Origin of the sequence: Planktothrix sp. FACHB-1355 (genome assembly GCF_014748295.1) — a bacterium.
In the GTDB taxonomy this organism is placed as follows: Bacteria; Cyanobacteriota; Cyanobacteriia; order Cyanobacteriales; family Aerosakkonemataceae; genus Aerosakkonema; species Aerosakkonema funiforme_A.
In genome coordinates this window covers 1-12,011 of sequence record NZ_JACJUP010000063.1, presented here as the reverse complement: position 1 = coordinate 12,011, position 12,011 = coordinate 1, and the positions used below count along the sequence as shown (strand labels likewise).

Genomic DNA, 12,011 nt, shown 5'->3' with positions numbered 1-12,011 from the left:
GGCCTCTATCGTTGCCATATCGATGATAGGCTTGTCGAACGTGAGTGTAGATCGGGCGTTGCGGAATACAACGCTAAGTTCGAGTTTTAGCTCGATCGCTTGGGCTAATGCTCCGTTCCAATACAATCCCCCCAGTCGGGGAACACCCAAAACTACTGTAGGAGCTGGCTCGCGGGGATGTACTCAGTCTGTACCGATCGGCGTGGCTCTGCTGGTTCCTAACGATCATAACGGACAAACTGTCTCCGGTCATCCCACATTTCTATGGTACGTCTCAGATAAAACATCGGTACCGGTACAGTTTTCCTTAGTCGAACCGGGAGTATCGAAACCGCTATACATACAGCAGATGTCGGTGGAAAAAAGCGGCATTATGCAGGTGCAGCTACCCAAGGAATTGCCCGAACTGCAAGCAGGTAAAAAATATCGGTGGTCGGTGTCTCTAATCTGCGATTCTAATCGCCCTTCTAATAATGTATTTGTGCAAAGCTGGATCGAGCGCGTCTCTCCCAGTGCGGATCTAACTCAAAAATTGGCAGCAGTACAAACAGGAGACTCTTCTGCTCAGACGCTCAGAGAACAAGCCAGAGTTTACGCTCAAGCAGGCATTTGGTACAACGCCTTAGAAGATTTAGCTAGCAGCTACACAGCTAACCCAAAAGATCCGTCTATCAGTGCTGATTTTATGTCGCTGTTGGAGCAAGCCGGACTGAGCAAGGTGGCACTGCAAGAAAGACAACGGTTGGTAATGAACTAAATTTGAAATGTGAGTTATGAGTTATGAGTTAATTTTTTACATTCAAAACTCATAACTCATAATTATTTTAGACTGTTGCTGACAAACGCTCGGATAAAGCCGATCGCGCTTGTTCGCGATCGTCAAAATGAATTTTCTCCGTACCGAGAATTTGGTAATCTTCGTGACCTTTACCAGCGATTAAAACTCCATCTCCGGGTTGGGCTTCCAGAATAGCAGTGCGAATTGCGACAGCCCGATCGCATATCACTGTCGGATTGACTGACTCTGGAATACCAGCGAGGATATCTTGCAGAATTTTCTGGGCATCTTCAGTACGCGGGTTATCCGAGGTAACAACGACTTTATCAGCTAATTGAGCGGCAATCCCACCCATTTTAGGACGCTTGGTGCGATCGCGATCGCCTCCGCAACCAAATACGCAAATCATCTGACCCGGTATAAAAGGTCGCGCTGCTTTCAGTAAATTCTCCAAGCTATCCGGGGTGTGGGCGTAATCGACGATCGCACTGATATCCTGGTTGGGATTGATTTGTACCCGCTCCATCCGTCCGGGCACACCCGGAAATTCAGGAATTTTGTCTACAATTGCAGACAAATCGAAACCCAGATGCAAAACCGTTCCCACTGCGGCCAGCAAATTCGCTAAATTATACTGACCTACTAAGGGCGATCGAAAAGCAACTTCACCCTTGGGCGTGTGCAGTTTGCCGCTCACACCAGTTGGCTCGTAGCTCAGGTCGCTCGTCCACAGATCTGCTTTGGAGTTGTTTACGCTGTAACTCCAAACTCGATCCCGGTTTAACTGAGAAATTAACCGCTCTCCATAAGGATCGTCTAAATTAACGATCGCCCGCCCTTTCAGATAATCGGAATTAAACAGCAGTGCTTTGGCACTGAAGTAATCTTCCATATCTTTATGGAAGTCCAAGTGATCTTGAGTCAGGTTGGTAAAAACAGCTACTTCAAACGGACAACCCATTACCCGTCCCTGCGCCAGAGCGTGAGAACTGACTTCCATAACCAGCTTCTGGCAGCCAGCAGCTACAGCTTGAGCGAGTTGATGTTGCAATTCTACGGAGAAAGGCGTCGTATGGGTAGCAGTTTGCTCAAAACCGGGCCAACGAGCATAGAGCGTGCCAATTAAACCTGTAGCTTGCTTTGCTTGATTGAGAAAAAATTCAATTAAGTGAGTTGTAGTAGTTTTCCCGTTAGTACCGGTTACCCCAATCAGTTCTAGCTGTTGTCCGGGATAGCCATAAAAAGCTAGCGCCACTTCCGCACAAGCTTTCACCATGTCATTTGCCGGAATAACAAGGGGTTTCTCCCCCGCTCCCCCGCTCCCCCGCTCTCCCGCTCCTTTTTGGGCGGCGTGAGCAGAAACCAAGGCAGCTACCGCACCGGAGGCGATCGCGCTGGGCCAAAAATCCCCACCGTCTACCCGCGTTCCGGGCATTCCGATAAACAAATCTCCAGGTTTGCAGGCGTGGGAATTGGTCGTCAACCCAGTTACTTCCACATCTAGGGCCGACTCATGGGGCAACTCCACAATATTGGAAACTTTTGCCAATATTTCTCGCAGCTTCATGTCATCAACTCCTCACATATCCCTATTGCGGTTATTCTGAATCATTATTCACAAAATATTTCTGTAACATTTGCTCCAACTGCCGCACCGTAGCGCGAGGCGAAGGGCGGGGTATTGGTTCTTCTACGCCATTACGCTCTTCTCGCACTCGGAACAGGACGGGAATTTCGTATTGAAAGGCTTCAAACCAATCTTCACGAGTGGTGATGTCCCGTACCTCTAGATCGAATTTGAGATTTTCCACTTGTTCGAGCTTTTCTTGCAAGCCTTCGCACAAGTGACAACCGGGCTTGCCGTACAAAATTAATCGCATTTGCTTGATTCGATCGCTTCTTGCTGCCGACATCAGCTATTTTTAAACTAAGGCGGCTTAGCTGTTCTGGGTAGCACCCCCGATCTGAGGGTTCACATAACTATATATTCCTTTGCTAGGAGCAGATCGAGAAGTTGCTTGTTCTGCATTCCGAGATCGGGATTAGCTTGCTATGTTGCGTTTTATAACAATAATTTTCTTCCTGTACTAATTTCGCAAGGCTGTGTTACCATATTCACTGAGTAATAAGATTCGGTTGTGGCGTTTGTTTTTAGTATTGATGGGCATTTCCCTTTTGGTATTGACAGGCTTCTCTCCGAAATCTCAACCTCTGCACCTCTTAGATTTTGGAGATAATCTATGTCCATTTACGTAGGTAACCTTTCCTACCAAGTTACCCAAGAAGACCTGAGCGCTGTTTTTGCAGAATATGGTTCTGTAAAGCGCGTTCAGTTACCGACCGACCGGGAAACAGGTCGTCTGCGCGGCTTTGCTTTTGTGGAAATGAACAGCGAAGCAGAAGAAGCAGCAGCGATCGAAGCCCTTGATGGTGCTGAGTGGATGGGCCGCGACATGAAAGTCAACAAGGCCAAGCCCCGCGAAGAGCGCGGTCCCTCTGGTGGTGGCGGTCGCGGTCGGAGCAACAACAGCTTCTCTCGTCGGTACTAAACTTTAACGACTTGCCACTTCTCAGTGTGTTGAGATTCGCAGTGTTGAGATTCATCAGTCTCCGTTAATAAATTTAAGCAGAGAAGGCTCAGGCATAAGTGCTTGAGCTTTTTTTTGAAAAAACGGCGGGATCGATCTCCCACTCCCCCGCTCCCTCCAGGCGGCATTTTTATGTTTTTTTTATATTTTTGCCGCAGATATGATAAACTCCAGAAAAGCCCTGAGCAATAATACTCATTTAAAATTGCATCACGTGAATTCGATCGTTATATAATAAAGCACAATACCCGATCGGATTACGTGCATATCAGGGTACAATAAATTTAGAAGACGTTAAGGAAAGCAAAGTCGGACGGAAGCATGGTTTATTCTCTAGAAACACCGGTACAAATTGACAACCTTGACCTGGACGAACTCAATCAGCGGTTTGAATCCGCTCATCCCAGAGAAATCCTGGCTTGGTGCGTAGCGAATATCCCCACCAAACTGGTGCAAACCAGTGCTTTTAACGTGGATGACTTAGTAATCACCGATATTCTCTACCGCGAACTCAAGCCCAAAAAGGCCGTACCGGTGATGTTTCTGGATACCCTGCACCATTTTCCCCAAACTCTGGAGCTAGTAGCAAAAGCTGCCAAACTCTACAATTTAGATCTCCAGGTTTACAAAGTTCCCGAAATCAACTCCCGCGAAGCTTTTGCAGCCGCTTACGGCGATGCGCTTTGGGACAGAGACATTCAAAAATTCCACTACGTCACCAAAATCGAACCCCTGCAACGCGGTTTGTCAGAATTAGGCGCTGTGGCGTGGATTACCGGTCGTCGCCGCGACCAAGCTGTAACTCGCGCCGATATGCCCATATTTGAAAAAGATATCAAACACCGCATCAAGGTAAATCCGATCGCAGCCTGGACGCGCAAAGAAAGCTGGGGTTACGTGTCCGAGCATAACGTAATCTACAATCCCCTACACGACCAAGGTTATCCCAGCATTGGCGACGAACCCATCACCACACAAGTAGCCCCAGGCGAAGACGAACGCGCCGGTCGCTGGCGGGGAACCGGTAAGACAGAGTGCGGAATTCATATTTAATTTGCTGATTGGCAATCGGTCAATTTCAAATTTTAGATTTCAGATTTAAAATTTCAATAAATATGCAATTTTAAATCTGAAATCGGAAATTTGACAAATGAATAAAACAATCCAAGTCCTTCATCTGTCCGATATCCACATGGGAAGTGGGTTTCCCCACGGACGAATTAACCCACAAACAGGTTTGAATACGCGGCTGGAAGATTTTGTTAACACGCTGGGTCGGTGTATCGATCGAGCAATTTCCGAACCAGTAGATTTAGTTATATTCGGTGGCGATGCTTTTCCCGACGCTACACCGCCACCCTATGTTAAGCAAGCTTTTGCCAGTCAATTCCGCCGTTTGGCAGATGCCCAAATCCCCACAGTAATGCTGGTGGGAAATCACGACCAGCATTCCCAAGGTCAGGGGGGTGCAAGTTTGGGCATTTATCGCACTTTGGGAGTACCTGGATTTGAGGTGGGCGATAAAATAGAAACGCACCGCATCCAAACGCGCAATGGTTTTGTTCAAGTTATTACTCTTCCGTGGTTAACTCGTTCGGGACTGCTGACTCGTCCGGAAACAGAAGGACTCTCCCTGGCGGAAGTCAACGATTTACTGATTAAGCGCTTGGAACCGGCGCTAGAAGGAGAAATTCGCCGCTTAGACCCGGAAATACCGACTGTCCTGCTGGCTCACATTATGGTCGATCGCGCTATCTTGGGAGCAGAACGTTACCTAGCAGTTGGGAAAGGTTTTACAATTCCTCTATCTTTACTGACGCGACCCTGTTTTGATTATGTGGCTTTGGGTCACGTCCACAAACACCAAAATCTCAACTCCGCTAACGACCCGCCAGTTGTTTATCCAGGTAGCATTGAGCGCGTAGATTTCAGCGAAGAAAAAGAAGACAAAGGCTATGTGCTGATTCATCTGGAAAAAGGCAATGCTCAGTGGGAATTTTGTCCTCTACCGGTGCGATCGTTTTGTACGATCGAAGTAGATGTTTCCAAATCAGACGACCCACAAGCTGCCATACTCAAAGCAATTGCAAAAAAGAATATTGAAGATGCAGTAGTGCGACTAATTTACAAACTGCGTTCCGAACAACTAGACCAAATCGATACCGCTTCTCTCCACACAGCTTTAAGTAGCGCCCACACCTATACTATTCAACCAGAATTACTCAGTCAGTTGGCACGACCTCGCCTACCCGAACTCGGTTCTAGCGCTAGCATCGACCCCTTATCAGCGCTGAAAACTTATTTAGATAACCGAGATGACCTCAAAGATATTGCGAGTGAAATGATGGAGGCGGCGCAAAGTTTGCTTGCTGACGAGACAGAAGCCTGGTTAGATGGATCTGAGATGGAGGAAGCTAATCGAATGCCGATGGTAAATGCCGACGGTCAGTTGCGTTTGCTTTAGCTATTCTGGGAAATAGCTCTAACAAATGGTAATAAATTAAGTTTGTCAGTAAATAATATAGCAACTGATGAAAAGTCAGTTAGGACATTCTTAATTGCACCAAACGCTTGATTCTAGACTCTTCTAACAAACACCTATGATAGTTGCCGTACAAAATCAACAAACTGCATATCTACATATTGAAGGAGATATTCCAGCAGACCTAGATGAAGGAGTGTTTATTTCTGTAGCTAGAAAACCTGCTTTGAAGATTTATTCACTTGGCTTTCAACCCGCTAAATCAATTCCTGAAATTCCACGTTGGTTTTTACATAAATATGCGCGTAAACCATTTACTGTACTAGACCCTTTCGCTGGATCTGGTACGACAATAATTGAGAGCCTGAAGTATGGAGCATCTGTATATTGGCTAGACTATCACCCTCTCAGCCGTCTTATTTGTCGCGTCAAAACCACTTTTGCTTCACCTAGCGAAGTTTTGCAGTCAGCATCAGCAATTATTCAAACTGCCGAAAATCAGAAATATGCACCAAACACAGTTCACTTTGCCAATAAAGATTTCTGGTTTCAACAACAAGTTCAAGAAGGACTGGAAATTATTCGAGAGCATATAGAGGCGACAAAAATCACAATTCAACCTATACTTTGGTTGGCCTTTGCGTCAACCGTAAGAAAAACATCAAATATGAACGATGGAATGCTGCTAGCAGCTAAACGTTCTCGTTTTGAAGAGATACCGAAACGTTCGCGATCGGATGTTTTTAGATATTTTTTACAATATGTGGAAAAAGCAGTTGAAGCAATAGCTGAATGGCATCCATTTTTGGAAAAATCGATTAACAATGTGGAAGAGTTACCTTTCGCGGATGCGCGAAATTTGTCAGGCGACTGGTTGTGCGATGCTATTGTAACTTCTCCACCTTATATTAATGCCATAGATTATGTTTGGGCGGCTAAATTTGAACTACATTGGCTGGGAATGGTGGAGAGCGATCGCGAGCGATTGGATTTATACTCAAAGGAAATAGGAACTGAACGCATACCTAGAGACTGGAGTTTAGACCAGTCTTGCTAATACTTCGCAATGATAGTTTGCGTCAGGCTATAAACACTTGTGCTAGTAGTGGATGGAGGATAATGTCGGGTAACGATAGTTACGCATATCTTCTTGAGATTACTGGATTTGATTTACAGTTATGGTTGCAAGAAAGAAGAAATCGCTATTCCCTACCGTCCTAATGGCAGTTCCTCTTCTGCTGGGGTACGCAGAACATACTCGCTAATATCACTTCTTGACAGAAGAGCAAGTGTAAAATTTTTTGTTCTGCCGTACTTAGTGTGCTAAAATTGTAAAACCCTAGTGCAACCATAAAAAAAATAATATCGATTATGAAAAGAAAAATGACAAACTTACTAAATCTACCTGTTGCTATCGTAGAAGATGGTAATAAAGCCGAAAAAACATTAAGACTATATGTAATAAGAAAGAAAAACATTTCGATGTAACAAATCGCCAGAATGTAGTTGCAGTGAATTGTGATGTGCTAGTCTAGTAGACTCTTATCAGTTGGAAGAGTTGATATGTTCTTGAATCTCACATCTTCATTTAAATTTTATCCAAAAATATCACTATGAGTGAAGTTACAGCAACCAATGACAAAAAACCTACTCCTTGGGGATTATGGGTAACCATTGGCTTTTCAGGTATTGTTTTATCAGTAGTATTTTTTATTCAAATTGTACTGACTGTTGCTTTTCTGATATTCGTAATGTTCCAAAACCCTCCGATAAATTATGAAGATTTCGCCAAAGAATTAGTTTACAATGGAAACTTATTATCGCTAACCACGATAATTTCATCTCTTGCGGGTATTGGCTTAATAGTTTTATTTGTCAAAATTCGTAAAAACATAACAATAGAAAATTACCTTGGGTTGCAAAAATTCACAAAAAAAGAAGCTTTTATATGGCTGCTTTTTTATAGCGGTTACTTAGCCATATCTTATATTTCTTCGTATCTTTATAAGCCTCAATTTCCAGAATTTATGGAAAAGGCATACAAAACGGCTTCTTTTTTGCCAGCTTTTTATCTAGCCCTTGTGTTAATAGGCCCCTTATTTGAAGAGCTTTTATTTAGAGGATTCCTATTTGCGGGAATAAAATCTTCAAAGTTGGGTGCTACAGGAGCAATATCAATAACAGCATTAATTTGGGCAATAATACATTTACAATATGATTTATACTTTATAGTTAGTCTTTTGTTTTTAGGTCTTTTACTTGGAATAGCTCGCCTGAAAACTGGTTCTATTTACATTCCGATTTTTTTACATTCATTAAATAATATGCTAGCTATAATTCAAACTATATTATACATTGAAAAATTAACCTGAAGTCCCGATGCCTTGTTCTATTTCTAAACTTCTATCGGCGGTGCTAGTGGTAACTGGGGTCTTCCTAAACTACGCAGAACATCCTCAGCTAACACTGGCAGGTACTTGCGCTTCCAAGTGTCCGCCGCCGCCACTTGGGTTTATACCCGGACAGCGGGTAAATATACAGGTTGTCAACCGTACAAGCAGCATTGTGCTTTTGGAAAAGGTGCAGGATACGGACGCATTTCCCCTGCGACCGGGACAGGAGGTCAGATTTCAAAGGTGGACGGGAACGGAACCGAATTTGTCGGTGGTGTTTTGGGATGCGACGGGTCTGTCGTTGGTGACGAGACTTTCCAAGCCGGATGAGGACACGCTGCGGATCGAGTTGCGTCCTGGCGGTCGTCCTCCAGGCGATCGCTCTATCTACATTCTCAACGACGGTCGCGTTACTGTATTTTAAAAAAAGGTAAATTTTTGGTCAGAATCATCAAAAAAACTGTACTTTCTATATACTATGGCTTGTTGGTATTAAATTTGAAACCAAATTTTGGTAGCAACTGTTATGCCTAAACTTCCACGCTTTCTGTTGTTAGCAACTGCTCTGTTCGCTACTCCTGTTGTAATATTTAGTACAGCGATCGCAGGCCCGAAATTTTTGAAGACGGGAAAAGCGCTAAAGCCAGAAATGCCGATTAGTTTACAGGTAAGAAATCAAACATCGGAGACAGTTCAAATCGAAATACCGTCCTACACCGACCAAATTACTATAAAACCAAAAGAAAGGCGCAGATTTAAATTCAAACTCAGAAATAACGAACACGGTCTTTCTGTCCTGTACTGGACAAATCAACAAAAAATCGGATTGCAAGGCAAGATTGTGAAGCCGAATTCTCAAACCGTCAACTTAGATTTGTACCCCAGCAGCTACTATGATGACGATCGCGCTATCTACGATACGGAAATTCCCGGTAATGTTTTGGTTTTCTAATGCACAATAAACGATTGCCAAACCAGCGATGGCATATTTATCCAGAATTGCCAGAAAAAGCCGAAAAACTAGCGATGGCAAATAACCTGTCCCCATTGTTGGCGCAGGTATTGCTTAACCGAGGCATCGAGACGGCGGCAGAAGTACAAGCATTTTTAGATCCGGAATCTCAACTTTTGCCTTCGCCAATCGAAGAATTTCCCGATTTGGCGATGAGTCTGGAATTATTGCAAAAAGCAATAAAAAATCAAGAAAAAATTGCTATTTGCGGCGACTACGATGCTGATGGTATGACTAGCACCGCTTTGCTGCTGCGTAGCCTGCGCTGGTTAGGTGCTTTGGTTGACTATGCCATTCCCAGTCGGATGAGCGAAGGTTATGGTATAAATAAACGCATTGTAGAAGAATTTTACACAGAAGATGTCAAGCTAATTTTAACGGTAGATAACGGTATTTCAGCTTACGATCCGATCGATCGAGCGCGGCAGTTGGGTATAAAAGTTATCGTTACCGATCACCACGACATTCCGCCACAGCTACCACCTGCTGACGCCATTCTCAATCCCAAATTGATTCCAGAATCCTCACCATATCGCAGTCTGGCTGGAGTTGGCGTTGCTTATATTTTGGCAGTTTCTCTAGCGCAACAGCTAGGCAAAGCGAAAGGCTTAGTAAAGCCGATGCTGGAATTATTTACACTAGGTACGATCGCTGATTTGGCACCTCTAACCGGTGTCAACCGCCGCTGGGTAAAACGCGGTTTGCAAATGCTACCCGAATCTCAGCTAGCCGGAGTCCAAGCATTAATTCAAATGTCAGGAGTGCAGGAAAGCGGAGTCAATGGGGAGAACTCCACTTCAGCAATTAGCAATTATCAATCACTTAATCCAAAATCCAAAATCCAAAATCAAAAATCTTTAAAGCCGGAAGATATTGGCTTTAGACTCGGCCCCCGCATTAATGCGGTGGGTCGAATTGCCGACCCCCAAATTGTGATTGAATTGCTAACTACAGATGACATGGGGGTAGCACTAGAAAGAGCGATGCAATGCGAACAAATTAACAAGCATCGTCAAGAATTGTGCGAACAAATCGAACAGGAAGCAATTGCTTGGTGCGAACAAAGTCAAATTGATTTGCAGCAAGAGCGGGTTTTAGTTGTTGTTCAACCTAACTGGCATCACGGCGTTATCGGTATTGTAGCTTCTCGCTTGGTGGAACGCTACGGCGTGCCAGTGTTTATCGGTACTTACGAAGAAGATGAACACATTCGCGGTTCGGCGCGGGGAATCCCGGAATTTCACGTATTTGAAGCTTTGTTGTTCTGTGAGGATTTGTTAGGAAAGTTTGGCGGACACAAGGCAGCGGGGGGATTTTCTCTGCCAGCAAAAAATTTAGCCCAATTGCGATCGCGTCTCAGTATCTTTGCTCACAAATGTCTGCAACCAGAACACCTCAAACCGCTGCTGAAGATCGATGTCAAAACCGATCTGGCTCGAATAGATTACGAATTATACCAGCAAATTGACGCGCTGCATCCCTGCGGCATCGAAAACTCCGCACCTATTTTCTTTTCACCCAACGTGCGAGTTGTCGAACAACAAATCGTCGGCAAAGGTCACGTTAAACTAACGCTCGCGCAAGAAAGTTCGTCTTTGACAATTAAAGCGATCGCTTGGCGATGGGGGGATTACTTGCCCTTACCGTCCCCAGTGGATATCGCCTACCGACTGCGGGAAAATAACTTTAACGGTAACAAAACTGTTGAACTGGAATTAGTGGGAGTGCGACCTTCCGTAGTGCCGATCGATCGATCGCTTACTCTTCCTCTCAAAGCAGAATTTTACTACAAAGAGCGACGTTACACCTGCGGCTTCTTTGCCAAAGATGCTTCCCACGAATTAAGAATTCGCAATGCAGAAGGAAAAGTTTTGGCGATCGAAATCGGACAAACTACAGGCTTGCTTGGAAATAGCCGGGAAGAAGCCAAAGAGGTCGATATTTCCCAACCTTTTTATTCTCACTTAGTTGATGCAGCTTATACAGCTTTGGAAATCGCCAAAGGAAAAATTTGAGGGGGAAATTATCCCCCTTCTCCTTTTTCGCCGCCCTTGGACTCGCTTCGTTTTCTACAGGTCGCCGCCGCGAGTAGCCAGTACCACAATTACCGCAGGTCCGGCAAGCACGATCAGTGCCAGCAGAACCAGTTGGGCAATCACTTCCCAGTTGAGGCTGGTGATAGGGCTAAGAATCCCAGATAGAAAATCCATTTTTCCTCCCAAACTTACCCAACAAGTGAATGACTGTACTGGAAAATCCGCCATCTATATTACCTGGCGATCGCACCTCTTTTTTAATTAAATTCACAAAACTATAAAAAAAGATAAACAAAAGTGAAGTCAGCGGGGCGGCAGAAAAATCGCTAAGCTCAAGACTGGCAGAGACTTGAGAGCAGGTGTTGAACAATGGCAACTTGGCTTTGTGTAAAGCAGTGTGGAGCGTGCTGTCATCTAGATCCGGCAGACCGTCCCGACTTGGACGAGTATTTATCTCCAGAAGAATTGGAGCTATATCTGAGTATGGTGGGAGAAGGGGGATGGTGTATTAATTTTGACCCGATTAACCGCGAATGTCGCATCTATGCTAAGCGTCCGCGCTTTTGTCGGGTACAGGCAGACGTTTTTCAGGATATGTACGGCATCGAAGCGGAAGAGTTAAACGATTTTGCGATCGAATGTTGCCTTCAACAGATAGAGGGGGTGTATGGCGATCGTAGCCTGGAACTGCTCCGCTTTAACCGAGAAGTGGGGGAGTAGGG

General features: G+C 44.7%; 13 protein-coding genes. 10 read left to right on the top strand and 3 right to left on the bottom strand.

The genetic code is table 11. From position 1 onward, the window contains the following. A partial coding sequence (locus H6S82_RS05335) for a DUF928 domain-containing protein (protein ID WP_206756852.1) occupies nucleotides 1–757 on the top strand: 757 nt, incomplete at its 5' end. A 67-nt stretch (nucleotides 758–824) separates the two neighbouring features. Here the strand turns inward: H6S82_RS05335 and H6S82_RS05330 are convergent. Beyond that, a complete protein-coding gene (locus H6S82_RS05330) occupies nucleotides 825–2,345 on the bottom strand; it encodes a UDP-N-acetylmuramoyl-L-alanyl-D-glutamate--2,6-diaminopimelate ligase (protein ID WP_190464174.1) in 1,521 nt (506 codons plus the stop codon). 31 nt (nucleotides 2,346–2,376) lie between these two features. After that, a complete protein-coding gene (locus H6S82_RS05325) occupies nucleotides 2,377–2,658 on the bottom strand; it encodes a glutaredoxin family protein (RefSeq protein WP_190464264.1) in 282 nt (93 codons plus the stop codon). Between the two features lie 360 nt (nucleotides 2,659–3,018). Here H6S82_RS05325 and H6S82_RS05320 point away from each other — a divergent pair, with 360 nt between their 5' ends. The 8 genes from H6S82_RS05320 (at nucleotide 3,019) to H6S82_RS05285 (ending at nucleotide 11,268) form a co-directional block, all read left to right on the top strand. Further along, complete coding sequence (locus H6S82_RS05320; RefSeq protein ID WP_190464172.1) at nucleotides 3,019–3,327, top strand: RNA-binding protein; 309 nt, start codon at nucleotides 3,019–3,021, stop codon at nucleotides 3,325–3,327. Between the two features lie 360 nt (nucleotides 3,328–3,687). Further along, a complete protein-coding gene (cysH, locus tag H6S82_RS05315) occupies nucleotides 3,688–4,419 on the top strand; it encodes a phosphoadenosine phosphosulfate reductase (protein ID WP_190464171.1) in 732 nt (243 codons plus the stop codon). A gap of 97 nt (nucleotides 4,420–4,516) precedes the next feature. Then, nucleotides 4,517–5,830 carry an exonuclease SbcCD subunit D gene (locus H6S82_RS05310; protein WP_190464169.1) on the top strand — a complete coding sequence of 438 codons (1,314 nt, stop codon included), beginning with the start codon at nucleotides 4,517–4,519 and terminating at the stop codon, nucleotides 5,828–5,830. A 136-nt stretch (nucleotides 5,831–5,966) separates the two neighbouring features. Next, entirely contained in the window at nucleotides 5,967–6,905 is a 939-nt protein-coding gene (locus tag H6S82_RS05305; protein ID WP_190464168.1) for a hypothetical protein, read from the top strand. 556 nt (nucleotides 6,906–7,461) lie between these two features. Further along, a complete protein-coding gene (locus H6S82_RS05300; protein ID WP_190464167.1) occupies nucleotides 7,462–8,220 on the top strand; it encodes a CPBP family intramembrane glutamic endopeptidase in 759 nt (252 codons plus the stop codon). A 7-nt stretch (nucleotides 8,221–8,227) separates the two neighbouring features. Next, on the top strand, nucleotides 8,228–8,665 hold the full coding sequence (locus H6S82_RS05295; RefSeq protein WP_199315234.1) for a hypothetical protein: 438 nt from the start codon (nucleotides 8,228–8,230) through the stop codon (nucleotides 8,663–8,665). A 102-nt stretch (nucleotides 8,666–8,767) separates the two neighbouring features. Beyond that, a complete protein-coding gene (locus H6S82_RS05290; protein WP_190464166.1) occupies nucleotides 8,768–9,193 on the top strand; it encodes a hypothetical protein in 426 nt (141 codons plus the stop codon). Further along, complete coding sequence (locus H6S82_RS05285; RefSeq protein ID WP_190464165.1) at nucleotides 9,193–11,268, top strand: DHH family phosphoesterase; 2,076 nt, start codon at nucleotides 9,193–9,195, stop codon at nucleotides 11,266–11,268. The genes H6S82_RS05290 and H6S82_RS05285 overlap by 1 nt, the downstream gene beginning before the upstream one ends. A gap of 54 nt (nucleotides 11,269–11,322) precedes the next feature. On the opposite strand, the gene H6S82_RS05280 is transcribed toward H6S82_RS05285, so the two are convergent. Then, a complete protein-coding gene (locus H6S82_RS05280; RefSeq protein ID WP_190464262.1) occupies nucleotides 11,323–11,463 on the bottom strand; it encodes a photosystem II reaction center protein Ycf12 in 141 nt (46 codons plus the stop codon). A gap of 195 nt (nucleotides 11,464–11,658) precedes the next feature. Between H6S82_RS05280 and H6S82_RS05275 the strand changes: the two genes are divergently transcribed. Next, the gene (locus H6S82_RS05275; protein ID WP_190464164.1) at nucleotides 11,659–12,009 is read left to right on the top strand and encodes a YkgJ family cysteine cluster protein; all 351 of its coding nucleotides are present in this window, start codon (nucleotides 11,659–11,661) and stop codon (nucleotides 12,007–12,009) included. The last annotated feature ends 2 nt before the right edge of the window (nucleotides 12,010–12,011 follow it).